19 protein-coding genes and 1 pseudogene are annotated in these 19,012 nt (G+C 61.2%); 9 read left to right on the top strand and 11 right to left on the bottom strand.

The features are described 5' to 3' along the window. Positions 1-182 precede the first annotated feature (182 nt). The 3 genes from CAF65_RS23265 to CAF65_RS23255 form a co-directional block, all read right to left on the bottom strand. Entirely contained in the window at positions 183-578 is a 396-nt protein-coding gene (locus CAF65_RS23265; RefSeq protein WP_085718373.1) for a DUF1801 domain-containing protein, read from the bottom strand. A 62-nt stretch (positions 579-640) separates the two neighbouring features. Next, positions 641-1,084, bottom strand: coding sequence for an arsenate reductase ArsC (locus tag CAF65_RS23260; protein ID WP_085718372.1), 444 nt, complete (start codon positions 1,082-1,084; stop codon positions 641-643). Positions 1,085-1,108: 24 nt separating this feature from the next. Next, a complete protein-coding gene (locus CAF65_RS23255) occupies positions 1,109-2,038 on the bottom strand; it encodes a Ppx/GppA family phosphatase (protein ID WP_085718371.1) in 930 nt (309 codons plus the stop codon). 177 nt (positions 2,039-2,215) lie between these two features. On the opposite strand from CAF65_RS23255, the pseudogene CAF65_RS23250 reads away from it, so the two are divergent. Further along, positions 2,216-2,452: pseudogene (locus tag CAF65_RS23250) on the top strand (polyphosphate kinase 2); the annotation flags it as partial. A gap of 254 nt (positions 2,453-2,706) precedes the next feature. Here the strand turns inward: CAF65_RS23250 and CAF65_RS23245 are convergent. The 3 genes from CAF65_RS23245 to CAF65_RS23235 form a co-directional block, all read right to left on the bottom strand. After that, positions 2,707-3,045: a hypothetical protein gene (locus CAF65_RS23245; RefSeq protein ID WP_085718370.1), complete on the bottom strand. Its 339-nt coding sequence runs from the start codon at positions 3,043-3,045 to the stop codon at positions 2,707-2,709. Between the two features lie 67 nt (positions 3,046-3,112). Beyond that, positions 3,113-3,775 (bottom strand): ATPase, encoded by a 663-nt coding sequence (locus CAF65_RS23240; RefSeq protein WP_085718369.1) that lies wholly within the window; start codon positions 3,773-3,775, stop codon positions 3,113-3,115. Between the two features lie 188 nt (positions 3,776-3,963). Further along, positions 3,964-4,299 (bottom strand): hypothetical protein, encoded by a 336-nt coding sequence (locus tag CAF65_RS23235; RefSeq protein WP_085718368.1) that lies wholly within the window; start codon positions 4,297-4,299, stop codon positions 3,964-3,966. Positions 4,300-4,516: 217 nt separating this feature from the next. On the opposite strand from CAF65_RS23235, the gene CAF65_RS23230 reads away from it, so the two are divergent. Beyond that, entirely contained in the window at positions 4,517-4,834 is a 318-nt protein-coding gene (locus CAF65_RS23230; protein WP_085718367.1) for an NIPSNAP family protein, read from the top strand. Between the two features lies 1 nt (position 4,835). On the opposite strand, the gene CAF65_RS23225 is transcribed toward CAF65_RS23230, so the two are convergent. The 5 genes from CAF65_RS23225 to speB form a co-directional block, all read right to left on the bottom strand. Next, entirely contained in the window at positions 4,836-5,294 is a 459-nt protein-coding gene (locus CAF65_RS23225) for a GNAT family N-acetyltransferase (protein ID WP_085718366.1), read from the bottom strand. Between the two features lie 216 nt (positions 5,295-5,510). Continuing rightward, complete coding sequence (gene betA / locus CAF65_RS23220; protein ID WP_085718365.1) at positions 5,511-7,199, bottom strand: choline dehydrogenase; 1,689 nt, start codon at positions 7,197-7,199, stop codon at positions 5,511-5,513. A gap of 2 nt (positions 7,200-7,201) precedes the next feature. Beyond that, positions 7,202-8,776: a cytosine permease gene (locus CAF65_RS23215; RefSeq protein ID WP_085718364.1), complete on the bottom strand. Its 1,575-nt coding sequence runs from the start codon at positions 8,774-8,776 to the stop codon at positions 7,202-7,204. A gap of 225 nt (positions 8,777-9,001) precedes the next feature. Continuing rightward, the gene (locus tag CAF65_RS23205; protein WP_085718362.1) at positions 9,002-10,513 is read right to left on the bottom strand and encodes an aldehyde dehydrogenase; all 1,512 of its coding nucleotides are present in this window, start codon (positions 10,511-10,513) and stop codon (positions 9,002-9,004) included. Positions 10,514-10,579: 66 nt separating this feature from the next. Then, positions 10,580-11,578 carry an agmatinase gene (speB, locus tag CAF65_RS23200; RefSeq protein ID WP_085718361.1) on the bottom strand — a complete coding sequence of 333 codons (999 nt, stop codon included), beginning with the start codon at positions 11,576-11,578 and terminating at the stop codon, positions 10,580-10,582. 151 nt (positions 11,579-11,729) lie between these two features. On the opposite strand from speB, the gene CAF65_RS23195 reads away from it, so the two are divergent. From CAF65_RS23195 to CAF65_RS23165, 7 genes are all read left to right on the top strand, one after another. Next, positions 11,730-12,644: a LysR family transcriptional regulator gene (locus CAF65_RS23195; RefSeq protein WP_085718360.1), complete on the top strand. Its 915-nt coding sequence runs from the start codon at positions 11,730-11,732 to the stop codon at positions 12,642-12,644. 68 nt (positions 12,645-12,712) lie between these two features. Beyond that, complete coding sequence (locus CAF65_RS23190; RefSeq protein WP_085718359.1) at positions 12,713-14,221, top strand: sigma-54-dependent transcriptional regulator; 1,509 nt, start codon at positions 12,713-12,715, stop codon at positions 14,219-14,221. Between the two features lie 327 nt (positions 14,222-14,548). Beyond that, positions 14,549-14,932, top strand: a complete 384-nt coding sequence (gene gcvH / locus CAF65_RS23185; RefSeq protein WP_085718358.1) for a glycine cleavage system protein GcvH — start codon at positions 14,549-14,551, stop codon at positions 14,930-14,932. Between the two features lie 29 nt (positions 14,933-14,961). Further along, complete coding sequence (glyA, locus tag CAF65_RS23180) at positions 14,962-16,218, top strand: serine hydroxymethyltransferase (RefSeq protein WP_085718357.1); 1,257 nt, start codon at positions 14,962-14,964, stop codon at positions 16,216-16,218. Between the two features lie 141 nt (positions 16,219-16,359). Continuing rightward, positions 16,360-17,352: a lipoyl synthase gene (gene lipA / locus CAF65_RS23175; protein WP_085718356.1), complete on the top strand. Its 993-nt coding sequence runs from the start codon at positions 16,360-16,362 to the stop codon at positions 17,350-17,352. A 30-nt stretch (positions 17,353-17,382) separates the two neighbouring features. Beyond that, complete coding sequence (locus tag CAF65_RS23170; protein WP_085718355.1) at positions 17,383-18,141, top strand: M15 family metallopeptidase; 759 nt, start codon at positions 17,383-17,385, stop codon at positions 18,139-18,141. Beyond that, positions 18,138-18,854, top strand: a complete 717-nt coding sequence (locus tag CAF65_RS23165) for a L,D-transpeptidase (RefSeq protein ID WP_085718354.1) — start codon at positions 18,138-18,140, stop codon at positions 18,852-18,854. The genes CAF65_RS23170 and CAF65_RS23165 overlap by 4 nt, the downstream gene beginning before the upstream one ends. Positions 18,855-19,012 lie beyond the last annotated feature (158 nt).

Raw genomic sequence — 19,012 nt, 5'->3', positions numbered from 1 at the left:
TTTGCTTACTTTTTTTTCGACTGAAAAAAGTAAGGCGCCGTAAGGGCGCAAAGGTGATTCAGCGTCACCTCGGCAAATGGATAAGCTCACAACTCACAACTCACAACTCACAACTCACAAAACCAACGCCAACGCCAACGCCAACGCCAACGCCAATCTTCCCCGGTAATCCGTGATGAACCTTATTTTTTGGTGCGGGATGTATTGAGCTCGATTGCCGCCCGGATCAACGCCTTCAGCGCCTTTTCATCGATCATCTCACCCTCGCGGATATCAATCGCACGCCGGGTATTGCCTTCAAGGCTGGCGTTGAACAGCTTCGACGGATCGTCCAGCGAAGCGCCCTTGGCGAAGGTCATTTTCACCACTTGCCTGTAGGTCTCGCCAGTGCAAATGATGCCGGCACGGGACCACACCGGCACACCCCGCCACTTCCACTCTTCAATCACTTGCGGGTCGGCCTGGCAGATGATCTGGCGGATGTGGGCCAGGGTTTCGCCGCGCCAGTCAGCCAGCTCGCGGATTCGCTCGTCGATCAGCGCCGAGGCTTGGTTTGAGTCAACCTTGTCCGTTTGCATACCCGCCTCCACCTTCTTCATGAGGGTTGTGACCGATGAGGGTAGACGGTGTTCGAGGCTTGTCAGCAATCGCTGACAGACGGCGTCTGGGTCACGTGCCGGGTTTTCACCGTGACGAACATTTTGATGCGATCGCCGATTTCCTGAAGGGTATGGCGGAACGGGTCATGCCTTTCGCTGGTGGTCGGATCTTCGAAACTCCAGACGATCACCTCACCGCTAAACGGCATGCGCGAGGCCTCTTCGGAGGATTTGTCGCACAGGGTGATGAGGTAGTCGAACGCCTGACCTTCGAAATCCTCGAGGGACTTGCTGCGCAGGCCGCTGGCATCGACATTGATGTGCTCGAGGGATTCGAAGGTGCGCGGGTCGATCACGGTGGCCTCAAGCCCGGCGCTGAAGGCCTGGAAGTCGCCAGGGTCGGTGTGGCGAAGCAAAGCTTCGGCCATGGGTGAGCGGACATCGTTTCTGGCGCAGACGAACAGCACTCGACGGGGGTCGGTCATGGGTTTACCTCGGCTGGCAAGTCTTTAGTGTTTGCTCATCAATCCATGCAACACGCCGAACCGCAAACCCGGTTCAGACGCAATCATATGCGTGATGCCGAACACCTTGAACGCCGCCAGCATCACCACCAGACCGCCGGGCAAGATGCTCAGGCGATGGGTGGGCAGCCCCGCCAACTTGAGGTGTTTCACATGTTTGACTTCCAGCAGGCGCAACGACAGGCGCAACAGGCCGCCGTAGGTGATGCCGCTTTGACCGTCGTCATTGAGGCCATTGGCCTTGAGCACCTTGGCCAGCATCCGCGCCGTCCCTGAAGAGCCGATCGCCTGCTGCCAGCCCATGGCGCGGTAACGGCGGGCAATGCGCTCGAACTGCACCGTGGCCGCGCGTTCGGCCTCCAGCAGCGCTTCGGCGATGATCCGCCCGCCGTGGAAGTAATGCGCACCGAAGGTTCCGCTGCCGATGGCAATGCTCTCGGTGACCAGCAACCGGTCACCACGGCCGATGATCATTTCCGTGGAGCCGCCGCCGATATCCACCACCAGCCGCATGTTTTGCGCCGGCAAGGTGTGGGCCACGCCGGCGTAGACCAGTTGCGCCTCTTCGTGACCGGAAATGACGTCGATGCGAAACCCCAGGTGGCGCTCGGCACTGGCCAGGAACAGCGGCGCGTTGTCCGCTTCGCGCACGGCACTGGTGGCCACCGCCCGCACGCGCCCGGCCTCGAAACCGCGCAGCTTCTTGCCGAATCGCGCCAGCGCCTGCCAGCCCCGGTCCAGCGCCAACTCATCGAGTGCCCCTCCCTGCAGGCCTTCGGCCAGACGCACCGGTTCGCGCAGGGTCTTCACTTCCTGGATGACCATCTGCTGGTTCCGTCTCACCGACTGGCCAATCATCATGCGAAACGCATTGGAGCCCAGATCGATGGCGGCAAACAGCGGGGCGTCTTTCATACGGGGTTCCTTGCACACTCATCTGCCGGCAGGCTGGCGCTCGCCGGGCACTCAAGACGGATTGCGAGGATCTTGCCATTGCTTCGATGACACCAGGATGACACCACCGGGCATCACCACTTCATAACAAACTGTGACTAACGTCGACTGTGTCACCCATGACGCGAGTGTCTCACCATGCTTTCCAATCAGGACACCTTGATCCAGCGTATCCACCGCGAGTTGCTCGATATCAGTGACGAAGAGCTGGAACTGGAATTATCGGAAGACGGACACAACCTGGATGCGCTGTTCGATGAACACATCGAGGATGGCAGCGAGAAAGAAGCCCGGCGCCGTTACTTCGCCGAACTGTTTCACCTGCAGGGCGAACTGGTGAAATTGCAGGGCTGGGTGGTGCAGGTCGACAACAAGAAGAAGACCCGACTCAACTGCATTCATCACCTGCTCAGCCAGATGCCTTATGAAGAAGTCGAGCTGCCCGCGATCGAATTGCCGCAGCGCGTGCGCCAGTGGTGCCCTGCCTGACGATGAACAGGGTTACCCGATGAAAGGCCATCAAGCCGTCATCGAATCGTCATGTACCGGGCGCCATACTCAGGCCATCCAATGCGTGCTTTATCTTTGCGCTGCCTCTCCCGGCGGCTTTTTTTTGCCTGAAATTGCGCTTACAGGCATTCCTGCGCCGCACGCTCGAACGTGGACGGCATGAACGCCGACGCCAGCAGCTTGCGCTCGTACAGGAACACCTTGCCGCCATTGGAGGCCTTATAGGTTTCGAGCACGTTGTCCGCCGCCACTTTGCTGGAAACGACGATCCGGTAGCTGCGCTGGGTCTGCGACACCGTGGGCGCCAGCGCATCGTGCTGCAACTTCGGCACCACGCAATGGGTGTATTCCTCCGGCGACTTGGTGGTCTGCAAGGTCAGCGTCGGATCGTTCGGTGTGGCACAACCGGCCAGCAGCAACGGGGCGAATAACAGGCTCGGGGCAAAAACAGTGCGCATGTATCAGGTCCTGAATAGAAATCCACGGTGGATCGGGTTGCCCGCCGCTCAATGAACGCCGGGCTGATTAATTTGTTGTTGCGGTTAATCTGGCGTTTACCAGCGCCTTCAACGACGCATCGAACTGTTTCAATGCAGTCAGTTGCAGGTCGCGTTGCTGTTCGATTTGCGCGGCAATCTCGGACGCGGCCTTGTCGTGCACCCACACCGACGGCAGTTGTTTTTCCACCGAGCCTTCGGCCTTGCCGATGTATTGCAGGCTCGCATCGTAGAACCGCGCGGCGAAACGCGCCTCGACCCGGTCGTTACGCTGGGTCAGCAACTGATTGTGGGTATCGAGCATCACCACCACATCCGGGTGGGCCTGCACCAGGGCATCGAGGTTGTCGTAGACCGTCACTGACAGAAAGGTGTGGTGCAGCGAACTCATCAGCCAGTCGATGGCCAGGTCCGGATCGGAGCTGTTGACGAACGCCTGGCGAATCCGCGCATCCAGTGCGTTCTTCGCGCCGTTCACCGCGACCGAGTGGTATTGCTCAAGGTATTGCAGATTTTCCAGGGTGTTTTCGCTGTAGAGCACCCCGACCGTCTGCCCGTATTGCAACCCGCCCTGGCTCCCGGTGATGGGCGACAGATGGCAGGCGCTCGCGTCCTCGGCATAGGCCGATGCGGTGGATGCAACACTGCCCAGCAACAGGGCAATCACAGCCAGTCGGGTCAACATTTTCATCGCGCAGGTTCCTTGAGCAGCGTATTCAATGCAGGCGATTTTCCGCCTTTGCACAAAAAACAGAACTTGCGATTCTTGATGGTGACTATTGACTGAACCGATAGTGCGGGGCCGCCGGCGTCAACCAGCGACAAGCCCTTTGTGGCAAGGGAGCTTGCTCCCCTGCCACAAAGGGCAGGTTCGTGTGCTTATTGAACGTTCTTCAGCTTGACCACATCGCCGGAGATTTTGGTGGTGTAACCGGTCAGGACCCACGCCCAGAACCAGCGTTCCTGCACTTGAGTATTGATCATGGCGTCACCGCCCCTGGCCTTGATCGCCTCGTCCTGCGCACGTACGAAACGGCTGTTCTGACGGATCGGAATAACGCCGAACAGCAACAGGCCAGTGGCGCTCGCTTCGCTATGGCCCAGGACGGTGTACTGACTGCTGTCGTAATGCTGGGTATTCATCGGGGCACTGTTGCAACCGGCAAGCACCAGACCGAACAGGGTTACCGCGGCCACTTTACTGAGGTATTTCACTGAAAACTCCATTGGAAAACGCCCGGGATCCATCTCTCGGACGGTGGGCATTCTAACGAGAATGATGGCTTATTGACATTAATCCCGTGATAAAAACTGTCCACCCAAGGCATCCGGCGAATATTCACCGGTCAATGTCGCGTTCGCTGCTGTGCCGCGCACCGGCGGTACAGTTAGAGTGACGACAGTCCTGAGCGCCACAATCAAGGAGAGAAAAATGGTCACTTGCTACCTGAAATACGTGCTCGATCCCTACCAGCTCGATGCCTTCGAGCACTACGGCAAATTGTGGATTCCCCTGGTGGAAAAGTTCGGCGGCCAGCACCATGGCTACTTTTTGCCGTCGGAAGGCGCCAACAACATCGCCATGGCCTTGTTTACCTTCCCGAGCCTGGCGGCGTATGAGCATTACCGGCAGCAGTCAATGAACGATCCGGAGTGCCTCGCGGCGTTCAAATACGCCGAAGAGAGGAAATTCATCCTCAGCTACGAGCGTTCATTCATGCGGCCGGTATTTGGCGAACAGGATCGCTGATTCAGTCTTTTTTCAGATCCAGACAATAGGTGTAGTAACCGGGGTCGCGCACCCAGCCCAGGGATTCGTACAAGCGCTGGGCGGTGAAGTTGTCGGTGGCGGTTTCCAGGGTCATGCCTTTGCCGCCGGCCAGCCTGGCAAAATCCCGGGCGGTGTTCATCAGCAGCGTGCCGACGCCTTTGCCCCGGGCGGCTGGCGTAGTGAACAGGTCACCGAGCAGCCAGGTGCGGTGGGCGTCGATGGAAGAAAAAGTCGGAAAGAGCTGGACGAAGCCGAGGTTTTCGCCGTTGCTGTCCCGGGCAAGAAAGATCACCGATTCGTCCCGGGCAATACGCTCGGCGATGAAGGCGCGCGATTGTGCCAGGTTCGACGGCTGCTCGTAGAACATCCGGTAGGCGTCAAACAAAGGGGCGACCTGGTCGATATGCGATGCGTCGGCGCGCAGGGCCTGAATAGCCATGAGGGTGCTCCATTGCGGTCTCAAGGAGTTACAGACTAGCAATGGCATTGGACCTGCGAGGTAAAATTTTCTGAAAACACCGCGGCCCCTGTGAGAGCGAGCCTGCTCGCGAAGGCGGCTTCACATTCAACAAATATGTTGATGGGAAGATCGCATTCGCGAGCAGGCTCGCTCCCACATTAGATCCAGATCCCCGCATTAGATTGCCAGTCGCCGTCAAACCCGCACGTTACGCCCCGGCAACGAAGTACGCTGGCTGTGCTCCCAGCCCTCGACCAGCCCCACCGGCACATCCGACGCCGGCAGCATCTGCACGCCACGCACCAGATCGGCGGCGCGCTCGGCGAGCATGATGGTCGGTGCATTGAGGTTGCCGTTCGGCTCGGTCGGGAACACCGACGAATCGATTACCCGCAGACCGGCGATGCCACGTACGCGCAATTGGGAATCGACCACCGCCATGTCGTCCTCGCCCATGCGGCACGAACCGCAGGGATGGTAGGTGCTTTCCAGATTATCGCGCACGAAGGCGTCGAGGTCTTCGTCGCTGGTGACCTGCGCGCCCGGGGCGATTTCGCCGTCGCGGAAACGGTCCATGGCTTTCTGACCGATGATTTCGCGGGTCAGGCGGATGCAGCGGCGGAAGCCTTCACGGTCCTCTTCCCGCTCCAGGTAGTTGAAACGGATTTCCGGATGCTCGTACGGGTCGGCCGAGCGCACGCGCACGTAGCCACGGCTTTTCGGTTTGTTCGGCCCGGTGAGCACCATGAAGCCGTGGCCCTTGATCGGCTTGTTGCCGTCGTAGCGCATCGCTGCCGGCAGAAAGTGAAACTGGATGTCCGGCCAGCGCAGGCCCTTCTCGGAGCGGATGAAACCACCGGCTTCGAAGTGGTTGGTGGCGCCCAGGCCGTCCTTGAACAACAGCCAGCGCAAACCGATCATCAGTTTGCTCAGCGGGTCCATCTTGCTGTTGAGGGTCACCGGTTCCTTGCAGCCGAACTGGATGTACACCTCGGCATGATCCTGCAGGTTCTCCCCGACTCCCGGCAAGTCATGGCGCACGCCGATCCCAGCCTTGCGCAGGACTTGCGCCGGGCCGATGCCCGAACGCTGCAGCAGGTGCGGCGAGCCGATCGGCCCGGACGAAATGAGCACTTCGCGGTTGCAATACACCTGGTGGGTCTGACCGCCGTGGTCATACATGACCCCGACCGCACGTTTGCCTTCGAGGATGACCTGCCGCGTCATCGCATGGGTGATCACCGTCAGGTTCGGACGGCCCATGGCCGGGCGCAGATAGGCGTTGGCAGTGGAGCAGCGCACGCCGTTCTTCACAGTCATGTGCATGGCACCGAAACCTTCCTGCATGTAGCCGTTGCAGTCTTCGGTCTTGATGTAGCCCGCCTCCGCGCCGGCTTCGACCCAGGCACCGTACAACGGGTTTTTCATGTGGTTGCCGTTGGTGGTGTGCAGCGGCCCGGTCTGCCCGCGGTAGCTGTCGCCACCCGACTCGTAGCTCTCGGCACGCTTGAAGTACGGCAGGCAGTTGCGATAGCCCCAGCCTTCGGCACCCAGGGATTCCCACTCGTCAAAGTCCAGCGCGTGGCCACGGATGTACACCAGGCCGTTGATCGACGACGAGCCGCCCAGCACCTTGCCCCGAGGGCAGTGAATGCGCCGGCCGTTGAGGTAAGTCTCCGGCTCGGTCTCGTAGCGCCAGTTGTACTTTTTGGTGTTCATCGGGATCGAGAAGGCACTGGGCATCTGGATCACTACACTCTTGTCGCTGCCGCCGAATTCCAGGACCAGCACCGAGGTGGCCGGATCTTCGCTCAGGCGGTTGGCCAACACACAACCTGCCGAGCCTGCGCCAATGATGATGTAGTCGTATTTTTGCGTAGCCATGGTCATCTCCCGACCGTCGATTCAGTGAATACCGGCAGTGGTTGCTGCTTGTGGGTCAGCGTGTCGCCGGTGGTGTATTGCGGGGAGGCTTTTTCGATCTGCTGGATAACCGCCTCTTCGCGCTTGAGGTCGATCGAGCGGCTCAGCCAGTAGTACGCCAGTCCCGACACGATCAGCCCGACCAGCCAGGCGATGTCGATGCTGCCCAACGCCTTGGCGAGCGGGCCGACATACACCTCACGCTGTTCAACGCCATCGAAGATGTAGAAGAACGGGATCATCGAGATAAAACCGATGGCATAGGCTGCGATACCGCGCAGTCCCCAGCTGCCATAGATGTTGCCGTGGGGCATGAAGAAGTGCGGGATGGCATAGCGGCCCTTGCGCACGAAGAAGTAGTCGGTGAGGTTGACCGAAGTCCAGGGCACCAGGAAGTACAGCATCACCACCAGGTAGATCCCCAGCACCGACAGGCCTTTGCCGGAACTCTGGATGCTCAGGGCCACGCCCAGTTGCAGCAGGATCACGAAACCGATGGCCAGAATGCGTGCCTTGCGCGTTGGTTCGATGTGCCTGATCGAATCGACGCAAGTCAGCGTGGTCAGCTTGGCGCTGTAGATGTTCATCGCGATCACCGGCAGGAACGCCAGGATGGTGACGACCACCACCGCCGTGCCCACCAGCGGCGACACGGTGTTGCCGACTTGTCCGAGGGCGACCAGCACGTCAGTGGAGTGCAGGTGATCGGCCAGCCAGCCACCCACGGAGATCATCCACGCACCGGACAGCGAAGCCCCGAGGAACACCACCGCGATCAGCTTGCCGCTGGAAGTGTTCTTCGGCAGGTAGCGCGAGTAGTCCGACACGTACGGGGCGTAGGCGATGTTGTAACTGGCGGCCGCCGCAAACTGCGCAATGAAACCGGTCCAGTTGAAACCCAGTGGCGCCGGGGCCGCTTCGCCCGCCGCCAGCGCCGGCATGGCCGCGTCCGGCACCCAGCCCATCAACACCGCCACGGTCACCAGGCCATACAACGGCAATGACAGGAACAACGCCCATTTGAAGCTGCGGTGCATCCAGTCATGGCCGAGGATCGCCAGCACCGCCGCCGGTATGGTCACTGCCACAGCGATCACCGCCGGGTTGAACCCGAACAGCGTGTGCAGCCCCTGCATCATCAGCACCAGGTTGACGATGTTGAAGCCGGCAAACACGAACAGCGTCGCCAGCAGCACCAGGATCACCCCGCGATAACCGAACTGCGCACGGGACTGAATCATCTGCGGCAGGCCAAGGTGCGGGCCTTGTGAGCCGTGAAACGCCATGAACAGCGTGCCGAACATGATGCCCAGCGTGCCGGCGAGCGTGGTCCAGAGCGCGGTCAGGCCGACGCTCGGGCCAACGAAGCCGATGGTCATGGTGAAGAAGGTGAAATTGCCGAGGAACCAGAACGGGCCCTGACTCGACAGTTTGTCGGTGCGCTCGTTCTCGGGGATGAAGTCGATCGAATGCCCCTCGACGACGGATTTTTCGTCGAGGGTGGACACGCTCGTGGCGGACTTGGCGTTAGTGTTCATGACGGACTCTTATTGTTGGAAGATCATGACGAGATAACCGCGTTCTTTCGGGTGAACGACGCCCGGGAGCCTCCTTGCCGTTCCCGAATTTCAAATTTGCCAATGGTGCAAATGACGCAAAACCTGTGAGAGCGAGCCTGCTCGCGAAAGCGGTGGGTCAGGCAACACAGATGTCGGATGTGCCGACCTCTTCGCGAGCAGGCTCGCTCCCACAAAGGGCTAGTGTCAGCTCGGCAGCGTGATCCAGACTGCCTTGGTTTCAAGCAGGTAATCGAGCTGCTCGGCGCCCAGGTCCTTGCCGAATCCGGACTGCTTGTAGCCACCGAACGGCATCGACGGATCAAGGGTGCCGTGGGCGTTGACATAGACCGAACCGGTCTTGAGGCGCGGGATCAGGCTGTGCACTTTGCCAAGGTCGTTGGAATACAGTGCGGCAGCCAGGCCGTAAGGCGAGTCGTTGGCCAGGGCCAGCGCCTCTTCTTCATCGTCGAACGGTGCGGTGACCAGCACCGGGCCGAAGATCTCCTCCTGGACAATGCGCATGTCGTTGCGGCAATGGGCGAAGATGGTCGGCTCGACGAAGAAGCCAGGGCCATCGACCGGTTGGCCGCCGTAGACCAGCTCGGCGCCTTCGGCCTTGCCGGTTTCGATGTACTCGGTCACGCGCTGCTTTTGCAGGGCCGAAACCAGCGGCCCGATGAAGCAGTCCGGGTCCAGGCCCGGGGCCATTTTCAGGGTGCGTGTGTAGGCGATCAGCTCACGCAGAAATTCGTCGTAGACACTGCTATGAATATAGGCCCGCGTACCGGCGTCGCATACCTGCCCGGAGTTGAAAAACACGCCGTTGGCGACCGCCTGGGCGGCGGCCGGGATGTCGGCATCGGCGAAGACGATGACCGGTGATTTGCCACCGAGTTCGAGGGTCAGGCGCTTCATCTCGTCCAGCGCGGCACGACCGACGGTACGGCCTACCGGGGTCGATCCGGTGAAGGTCAGTTTGTCGATGCCGGGGTGGGTGGCCATGGCCGCACCGACCACGCTGCCACGCCCGGTGACGATGTTGATCACGCCGTCAGGGATGCCCGCTTCCTGCACCAGCTCGGCGAAGCGCAGGGCCGACAACGAGGTCAGCTCGGCAGGCTTGACCACCACGGTGCAACCCGTGGCCAGCGCCGCGCCGAGCTTCCAGGCCATGGTCTGCAGCGGGAAGTTCCACGGCACGATGGCGCCGACGACGCCCACCGCTTCCTTGCGGGTATAGGCCAGGTAATTGCCCGGCAGCGAGGGTTCGACGGTACGGCCGTGCAGCTTGGTGGCCCAGCCGGCGAAGTAACGCAGGGTATCCACGGTGCCCTGGATGTCCACGTCCTTGGCGAAGGCAACCGATTTGCCCATGTCGATGGATTCGATTTCCGCCAGTTCAGCAGCGTTCTGTTCGATCAGGTCGGCCAGGCGTTGAATCATGCGTTCGCGTTCGGCCGGTTTGGCCTGACGCCAGGCGCCGCCGTCGAACTGGGCGCGGGCTGCTTGCACGGCGCGGTCCAGGTCGTCGGTGGTGCCCATGGGAATACGGGTGATCAGGCCTTCGGTCGAGGGTTCGATCACCTCGGAAGTCTGGCCGTCACTGGCTTCGACCCAAGCGCCACCGATGAACATCTTCTGGACCTTGCTGAGGAAGGTCTGGGTGGCTTCGCTGACGCCGAATTTCTGCAGGTAACTTTTGACGATCGTGTCCATTTTTATTCTCTCTGCCCGGCAGTCAGGTCCTGCCGGGTCACTGGTTTCGATGATCGGAAATGGCTGTCAGGCCGCAGTGGTTTCACTTTCGGCCGCCCGCACCTTGCCCCGCTCATGGAAGATGAAGCCGATGCTGTTGAGCAGCAATTGCGCGGCGAGAATCGACGTCATGCCGGTCGGGTCGTACACCGGCGCCACTTCCACCAGGTCCATGCCGACGATGTTGCCCTTGCTGCGCTTGGCCAGGGCCTGGATGATTTCCAGCACTTCGTAGTAGAGGAAGCCGCCGTGGCTCGGGGTGCCGGTGCCGGGGGCGATGGACGGGTCGAAACCGTCGATGTCGATGGTGATGTAGTAGTTGATGTTCTGCGGGATCAGCGCCAGCACACCCTCGACGCCGAGGCGACGCACGTCGCGCACCGAGAGGATTTTCGAGCCGGCTTCGTGGGCGGCCTCATAGTCATCGCGGTTGGATGACGACACGTTGCGAATGCCCATCTGGGTCATGCCGACAATGTGGTTCATTTCCGAAGCACGGCGCAGCGGGTTGCCGTGGCCGTAGCGAACACCGTGGCGTTCGTCGACGAAGTCCAGGTGCGCATCGAAGTGAATGATGTGGATCGGGCCACGCCCTTCGAAGGCCTTGATCACTGGCGCGTGCACCGAGTGATCGCCGCCGAGCACCACCGGCATCACGCCGGCATCGAGGATCTTGCGCACGGCGTATTCGGTGTTCTTGTTGCTGGTGGCCATGTCGGTGTGGACGATGTCGGCATCACCGACGTCGACCATGCGCACGTCCGATGCAGTGAGGTACATCACGTCATCTTCGTGATCGTAGGCGCCGGCGTGGCCGAAGGAAAACAGCGTCGATGCTTCACGAATCCCGCGTGGTCCGAAGCGTGCGCCGGAGCGCCACTGGGTGCCCATGTCGTTGGGCACGCCAAGCACCGCGACGTCGGCATCCAGTGCATCCCAATCGGTGCACACCGGGGATTTGCCAAAGGTGCAATGACCCACGAATGGCAGGTTCAGGCGACCGGATTCATAACCGTTGTTCGACATTTCTAGCCTCTCCACTTCTTGTTATCGGCCTGGCGGACTGCAAGGCGACCGCCGTTGGAAAGACTATGGGCGCAGGTTTTCGTGGAAAAAATGCTAAACATCAGATACTCATATCGGTATTCCCGATGCATCCCCATGCCGGAGGTCCCAGATGATCCAGCTGCACGATGTCGACCTGAAACTGCTCAGGGTGTTTGCCACGATTGTGCGCTGCGGTGGCTTCTCGGCCGCGCAGGCGGCATTGAACGCCGGGCAGTCGACCATCAGCGAGCAGATGACCCACCTGGAAACCCGGCTCGGGGTCAAACTCTGTCAGCGAGGTCGAAGCGGCTTTCGCCTGACCGAACAAGGCGTGGCGATTCATGAAGCCACCCAGCGCCTGCTGTCGGCGGTGGAGAATTTCTGCATGGACGCCGACGTGCTCAAGCAGCACATCAGCGGCAAGCTCAACCTGGGGATCATCGACACCACGATTACCGACCCCGACTCGCCGATTCCGCGCACCACCCAACGCTTTGTCTCCCGCGGGCATGACGTGCACCTGAACGTATACGTCGGCACCCCGGCAGAACTTGAAGAACGGGTGCTCGACGGTCGCTTGCACCTGGCCATCGGGCACTTCCCGATCCATGTGCCGGGCCTGTTGCAAGCGCCGCTGTACCAGGAAGCCCTGGGCTTGTATTGCGGCCGGCGACACCCGTTGTTCGGCAGCCAGGCCGAGGGTGCCGAACTGCTCGAAGAGGTTGGCGCAGGGCGCATCGTCGTGCGTGGCTACATGCAGCAATACGATCTGGAACACCTGGGTATCACCAAGGCGGCGGCCACCGTGGACAACATCGAGGCGTCGGCCATCCTGATCATCTCCGGCGCCTATGTGGGCTTCCTGCCCGAGCACTTCGCCAGCCAGTGGGTGAAGAGCGGCGAGATGCATCAACTGGCGCCCGCGAGCCTGCGCCTGAAGTCGCCGTTCGACGTAATCACCCGACGCGGCGTGGCACCGCCGCCGATCCTCCAGGCGTTCCTCGAGGACCTGGCCGCCAGCGCCCGCAAAACCGCAAAACCGTGATGTGACACTCGCCAAATTGAAAATTTGCCGGGCATACTGATTCGGTTCGCCAACCTTGCAGGCCTGTCATGCGCATCCACGTCACCTTCATCGACCGCGTCGGAATCACCCAGGAAGTGCTGGCCCTGCTCGGTGGACGCAGTTTCAATCTGGACGCCGTCGAGATGGTGCCGCCGAACGTCTACATCGACGCCCCGACCCTCGGCGCCGACGTGCTCGAAGAACTGCGGGAGGCGCTTTTCGACGTACGCGGCGTGCAAGCGGTGACCATGGTCGACATCCTTCCGGGGCAACGCCGGCGCCTGCAGCTGGACGCCTTGCTGGCCGCCAGTTCCGACCCGGTGCTGGCGGTGGATGACCGTGGTCATGTGCTGCTGGCCAACCCGGCGCTGATCGCCCTCTGCGGGCACGAACCGGCCGGTGAATCGCTGACCGCGCTGTTCGACGATGCCGACTTGCAACGCACCCTGATCGATCACCATTTCCGCCTGCCCATGCACGAGGTCAGCCTCGGTGGCCAGACGTTTCTCCTCGATGCAATGCCGATCACCGACGCTGGCGCCCTGCTCACCCTGTATCAACCCAATCGCATCGGTGAACGCCTGTCGGCGCTGCACCATGACCATGCCGAAGGCTTCGATGCGCTGCTCGGCGAATCTCCGCCGATCCGAGCGCTCAAGGCACGTGCCCAGCGCGTCGCGGCCCTCGATGCGCCTTTGCTGATCCAGGGTGAAACCGGCACCGGCAAGGAGCTGGTGGCCCGCGCCTGCCACGCCATCAGCCCACGGCACGATGCGCCGTTTCTGGCCCTGAACTGCGCGGCACTGCCGGAGAGCCTGGCCGAAAGCGAGCTGTTCGGCTACGCCCCCGGCGCCTTCACCGGCGCGCAACGGGGCGGCAAGCTCGGCCTGCTGGAACTGGCTGATCAGGGCACGGTGTTCCTCGATGAAGTCGGGGAAATGTCGCCCTACCTGCAAGCCAAACTGCTGCGTTTTCTGAGCGATGGCTGCTTCCGTCGAGTGGGTGGCGACAAGGAAGTCCGGGTCAATGTGCGGGTACTCAGCGCGACCCACCGTGACCTGGAAAAAATGGTCGCCGAGGGGCGTTTTCGCGAAGACCTGTTCTACCGCCTCAACGTGCTCAACCTGCAAGTACCGCCGCTGCGCGAGCGCGGTCACGACATCCTGTTGATGGCCAATCACTTCATGCAACAGGCCTGTGCACAGATCCAGCGACCGGCGTGTCGTTTGGCACCGAGCACCTTCAGCGCCCTGCTCGGCAATCGCTGGCCCGGCAACGTGCGGCAACTGCAAAACGTAATCTTTCGCGCGGCGGCGATTTGCGAAAATCCGCTGGTGGACATCGACGACCTCGACATCGCCCGCACCGCCGTTGAACGGCAAAACGACGGCGAAGTCGGCAGCCTGGAAGAGGCGGTGGGCGACTTTGAAAAGAACCTGCTGGAACAGCTTTATCGCAGCTACCCGTCCAGCCGGTTGCTCGCTGCACGGTTGCAGACGTCCCATAGCGCGATTGCGATTCGGTTGCGCAAATACGGGATTCCCGGCAAGGCCTAAGGATCCTCCCTGACAGCCCTGAACCCTGTGGGATCGCCGCACCGCCGCTCCCACAGTGGATTGTGTCGTAGCTGAATTCGGCGTCTGCAAATCGATACAGCGTATCGGAATCAAGACACGCCCTTCCCTGCCAGCAATCGCGGTGCCTGCATCCGAGGTCTTGCCTGTCTGTATTGATTTCAATACGAGCGAAATGCCACGAATATCACAAAAATCCATCAAGCCATTGATTTATAAGAACTAAGTAACCTTGGCACCGCCCTTGCTATCACTCCTCCAACCCCGCTCGTCGCCCCGCCTCGAGCCTTAAAACAATAAGGAGTTGATATGAGCCAATTGCGTTTTACCGTCGAACATGAATGGTTGCGCCTTGAGAGCAATGGCCTGGTCACCGTCGGCATCACCGCGTTCGCCCAGCAGGCACTGGGGGATGTGGTATTCGTTCAGGTGCCTGAACTGGGGGCCTTCGCTGCAGGCGCTGAGGTGTCGGTGCTGGAATCGGTGAAGGCCGCCAGCAGTATCGGCATGCCGCTGGACGGTGAAGTGGTCGAGATCAACGCGACGCTTGAGAGCACTCCGGAACTGGTCAACGAAGACCCCTTGGGCGAAGGCTGGTTCTTTCGCTTCAAACCGCTCGATGTCGAGGCGTTGAGCGACTTGCTGGATCAGGACGCCTATGAGCGCCTGACCGCAGACCACGCCGACGCCTGAAGCCCACCCCTCCACACAAGGACCACACCATGTTCAGCAAGCACGACCAGATCCAAGGCTATGACGACGAACTGCTGGCGGCGATGAACGCCGAAGATGCGCGGCAGGAACACCATATCGAGTTGATCGCCTCGGAAAACTACACCAGCCAACGGGTGATGCAAGCGCAAGGCAGCGGCCTGACCAACAAGTACGCCGAAGGCTATCCGGGCAAGCGCTACTACGGCGGCTGCGAGCACGTCGATGTGGTCGAGCAACTGGCCATCGACCGCGCCAGACAGCTGTTCGGCGCTGATTACGCCAACGTCCAGCCGCACTCCGGCAGCCAGGCCAACGCGGCGGTTTATCTGGCCCTGCTGCAGGCCGGCGACACCGTGCTCGGCATGAGCCTGGCCCATGGCGGCCACCTGACCCATGGCGCCAAGGTGAGTTTTTCCGGCAAGCTGTACAACGCCGTGCAGTACGGCATCGACACCACCACCGGCCTGATCGATTACGACGAAGTCGAGCGCCTGGCTGTCGAGCACAAGCCGAAGATGATCATCGCCGGATTCTCGGCCTATTCGAAAACCCTGGACTTCCCGCGCTTCCGCCAGATCGCGGACAAGGTCGGCGCGTATTTCTTCGTCGACATGGCCCACGTCGCCGGCCTGGTGGCCACGGGTCTGTACCCCAATCCCCTGCCCTACGCCGACGTGGTCACCACCACCACGCACAAGACCCTGCGCGGTCCGCGTGGCGGTCTGATTCTGGCCAGGGCCAATGCGGAACTGGAAAAGAAGCTCAACGCTGCCGTGTTCCCCGGCGGTCAGGGTGGCCCACTGATGCACGTGATCGCCGCCAAGGCCGTGTGCTTCAAAGAGGCGTTGGAGCCAGGCTTCAAGACCTATCAGACGCAAGTGATCCGTAACGCCCAGGCCATGGCGCAGGTGTTTATCGAGCGCGGTTATGACGTGGTATCCGGCGGCACCGACAACCATCTGTTCCTGGTCAGCCTGATCCGCCAGGGCCTGACCGGCAAAGACGCCGACGCCGCCCTCGGGCGTGCCGGCATCACCGTGAACAAGAACGCCGTGCCCAACGATCCGCAATCGCCGTTCGTGACGTCCGGCCTGCGCATCGGTACGCCGGCGATCACCAGCCGTGGCTTCAAGGAGCCGCAGAGCATTGCGTTGGCCGGGTGGATCTGCGACATCCTCGATCACCTCGGCGATGCCGAGGTGGAAGCTCAGGTTGCTCAACAAGCGGCTGCCTTGTGCGCGGACTTCCCGGTCTACCGCGACTGACTACACAACACAAAACCCTTGTGGGAGCGAGCCTGCTCGCGAAGAGGGAGTGTCAGTCACCTTCAATTCTGGCTGGCACACCGCATTCGCGAGCAGGCTCGCTCCCACAGGTAACGCGTCCTGTTGCACAAGGAAAAAACGATGAACGCCATTGTCGAATCGACCGGCAACAGCCTGGCCAAAGTGGAGGTCGGCACCAAACTGCGCGGCGCGCAAAAGGTGGCGCGGATTCCGGTGAAGATCATTCCCACGGATGAGTTCCCGCGCAAACCCGACTGGATTCGCGTGCGCATGCCGGTCTCTCCCGAGGTCGAGCGGATCAAGCAACTGTTGCGCAAGCACAAACTGCACAGCGTCTGCGAAGAAGCCTCGTGCCCGAACCTCGGTGAATGTTTCTCCGGTGGCACCGCGACGTTCATGATCATGGGCGACATCTGCACCCGTCGCTGCCCGTTCTGCGATGTCGGCCATGGCCGGCCCAAGCCGCTGGACGCCAACGAGCCGCTGAACCTGGCCGTGGCCATCGCCGAACTGCGCCTGAAGTACGTGGTGATCACCTCGGTGGACCGCGACGATTTGCGCGACGGTGGCGCCCGGCACTTTGTCGATTGCCTGCGCGAGATCCGCAAGCTGTCCCCCGGCATTCAACTGGAAACCCTGGTGCCGGATTATCGTGGACGCATGGACGTGGCCCTGGCGATCACCGCCGATGAGCCACCGGATGTGTTCAACCACAACCTGGAAACCGTACCGCGCCTGTACAAGGCCGCGCGGCCGGGCTCGGACTTCGAGTGGTCGCTGGACCTGCTGCAAAAATTCAAGCTCGCCGTGCCCCGCGTACCGACCAAATCCGGTCTGATGCTGGGCTTGGGCGAGACTGACGAGGAAGTCATTGAGGTCATGCAGCGCATGCGCGAGCACGACATTGACATGCTGACCCTCGGCCAGTACCTGCAACCCTCGCGCAGTCACTTGCCGGTGCAACGCTTCGTGCATCCGGACACCTTTGCCTGGTTCGCCGAGGAAGGCACGCGCATGGGCTTCAGGAACGTGGCGTCGGGGCCGCTGGTGCGTTCGTCCTATCACGCCGATCAACAACTTCATGGAGGTACAGACGGTTTCAAGCCATCATGAGACGACTGGTCATGCATGGAGCCGTTCCCGATGTTTCGTTCACCCTGTCTGTCGATGCTGTGCCTGAGCCTTGCCCTGCCGTGCATGGCCGACGAGCCGAAACCCGGGCACATGGTGTATGTGCGCAGTATTGCCCCGGGCATCAGGCAGGACATCCGCTACGCCAGCGCCCACAACTTCACCGGCCACCCGCTCGACGGCTACGAGGCGGCAGAATGCTTGCTGTCGGCGGATGCCGCCAACGCCCTGGCCCGGGTGCAAGCGACGCTTGAAACCGAGGGCTACGGTTTGAAGGTGTTCGATTGCTATCGACCCCAGCGTGCGGTGGCGGACATGGGCCGCTTTGCCACCGAACCCGGCGACCCGCTCAAGACCGAGTTCTATCCACGTGTCGACAAGCAAGACTTCTGGCGCCTGGGTTATGTAGCCCGGGTGTCCAATCATTCCCGGGGCAACACTGTCGACCTGACCCTGACCGGCCCCGGCGCCCTGCCCGCCGACACCTGGACACCTTCGGCCACGCCGGTGGATTGCACCGCACCTTACGATCAGCGCTGGCACGACGGCGCGCTCGACATGGGCACCGGTTTCGATTGCTTCGATGAGCGTGCGCATACGGACTCGGCGCAGATCAGTGCGACAGCCAAAGCGAATCGACAGCGGCTCAATGACGCGATGCAAAAACAGGGCTTTGTGGGTTATTCGGCCGAGTGGTGGCACTTCACGTACAGCGGGAATCCACAGAAGCCGGACGTCATGAACTTCCCCATCACGCCGTTGGCACCATGAACAAGCTGATCAAGACCCTGTTGCTGCTGTTGTTTCCACTGATCGCCCTGGCTCAGGGGCTCGACGACAGCGATCAACTGATCGTGGTCACCAGCAAAGACTGGGATGACATCCAGGCCACTGCCCAGCGCTATGAGCGGCACGGCAAGTCGTTTGAAAAGTTCGAAGCCCCCTTTGCGGTGGTGCTCGGCAAGAACGGCATGGGCTGGGGCAAGGGCCAACTCAACCCCGGGCGACCTGAAGGGCCGGTCAAACAGGAAGGCGACGGCAAGGCCCCGGCTGGAGTATTCAGCCTGGGCACGGCGTTTGGCTACGAACCTTCGGCCAATACCCGCCTGCCCTACCTGCCGCTGACAGCGACCATCGAATGCGTGGACGACGGCCAATCGGCTCGTTACAACGAATTGGTCGACAGCTCGGCCGTTGCAAGAGACTGGAGCAGTTCCGAGCGCATGCGCCGCAGTGATGACTTGTACCGCCAGGGCATTTTCATCCGGCACAACACCTTGGCCACTCCCGCCGCCGGATCGTGCATTTTTTTCCACATCTGGCGCGGCCCCACGGCGCCGACTCGCGGCTGCACCGCCATGGCCCCGGCGGATATCGCGCGGTTGTTGAACTGGCTGGACCCGGGCAAATCCCCGGTGCTGGTGCAACTGCCCGAAGCGCAGTACGAACAGTTGCGCCAGCGCTGGAACCTGCCGAAGCGTTAATCAAATGCTTCCCTAGGTACTTCAGGTATCAACCCCGCTCTACCGCCACCGCACTCATCGACGGTTTGGCCAGCGCGTAATAGATCACGCCCGGCATGGTCAAATCCTCGGAATCGACCAGTGTCAATTAAAAACTGTTACCCATGTGCTTGAACTGT

Origin of the sequence: Pseudomonas sp. B28(2017) (assembly GCF_002113025.1) — a bacterium.
Lineage (GTDB): Bacteria > Pseudomonadota > Gammaproteobacteria > Pseudomonadales > Pseudomonadaceae > Aquipseudomonas.
Note: the sequence above shows the minus strand (reverse complement) of the source record. Positions and strands in the feature narration are given on the sequence as shown.

What these genes read in the sequence shown, in the direction of transcription:
- CAF65_RS23265 (WP_085718373.1), bottom strand. Translation starts at nt 578, where the DNA reads ATGCAAACGGACAAGGTTGACTCAAACCAAGCCTCGGCGCTGATCGAC.
- CAF65_RS23260 (WP_085718372.1), bottom strand. Translation starts at nt 1,084, where the DNA reads ATGACCGACCCCCGTCGAGTGCTGTTCGTCTGCGCCAGAAACGATGTC.
- CAF65_RS23255 (WP_085718371.1), bottom strand. Translation starts at nt 2,038, where the DNA reads ATGAAAGACGCCCCGCTGTTTGCCGCCATCGATCTGGGCTCCAATGCG.
- CAF65_RS23245 (WP_085718370.1), bottom strand. Translation starts at nt 3,045, where the DNA reads ATGCGCACTGTTTTTGCCCCGAGCCTGTTATTCGCCCCGTTGCTGCTG.
- CAF65_RS23240 (WP_085718369.1), bottom strand. Translation starts at nt 3,775, where the DNA reads ATGAAAATGTTGACCCGACTGGCTGTGATTGCCCTGTTGCTGGGCAGT.
- CAF65_RS23230 (WP_085718367.1), top strand. Translation starts at nt 4,517, where the DNA reads ATGGTCACTTGCTACCTGAAATACGTGCTCGATCCCTACCAGCTCGAT.
- CAF65_RS23225 (WP_085718366.1), bottom strand. Translation starts at nt 5,294, where the DNA reads ATGGCTATTCAGGCCCTGCGCGCCGACGCATCGCATATCGACCAGGTC.
- betA (WP_085718365.1), bottom strand. Translation starts at nt 7,199, where the DNA reads ATGGCTACGCAAAAATACGACTACATCATCATTGGCGCAGGCTCGGCA.
- CAF65_RS23215 (WP_085718364.1), bottom strand. Translation starts at nt 8,776, where the DNA reads ATGAACACTAACGCCAAGTCCGCCACGAGCGTGTCCACCCTCGACGAA.
- CAF65_RS23205 (WP_085718362.1), bottom strand. Translation starts at nt 10,513, where the DNA reads ATGGACACGATCGTCAAAAGTTACCTGCAGAAATTCGGCGTCAGCGAA.
- speB (WP_085718361.1), bottom strand. Translation starts at nt 11,578, where the DNA reads ATGTCGAACAACGGTTATGAATCCGGTCGCCTGAACCTGCCATTCGTG.
- CAF65_RS23195 (WP_085718360.1), top strand. Translation starts at nt 11,730, where the DNA reads ATGATCCAGCTGCACGATGTCGACCTGAAACTGCTCAGGGTGTTTGCC.
- CAF65_RS23190 (WP_085718359.1), top strand. Translation starts at nt 12,713, where the DNA reads ATGCGCATCCACGTCACCTTCATCGACCGCGTCGGAATCACCCAGGAA.
- gcvH (WP_085718358.1), top strand. Translation starts at nt 14,549, where the DNA reads ATGAGCCAATTGCGTTTTACCGTCGAACATGAATGGTTGCGCCTTGAG.
- glyA (WP_085718357.1), top strand. Translation starts at nt 14,962, where the DNA reads ATGTTCAGCAAGCACGACCAGATCCAAGGCTATGACGACGAACTGCTG.
- lipA (WP_085718356.1), top strand. Translation starts at nt 16,360, where the DNA reads ATGAACGCCATTGTCGAATCGACCGGCAACAGCCTGGCCAAAGTGGAG.
- CAF65_RS23170 (WP_085718355.1), top strand. Translation starts at nt 17,383, where the DNA reads ATGTTTCGTTCACCCTGTCTGTCGATGCTGTGCCTGAGCCTTGCCCTG.
- CAF65_RS23165 (WP_085718354.1), top strand. Translation starts at nt 18,138, where the DNA reads ATGAACAAGCTGATCAAGACCCTGTTGCTGCTGTTGTTTCCACTGATC.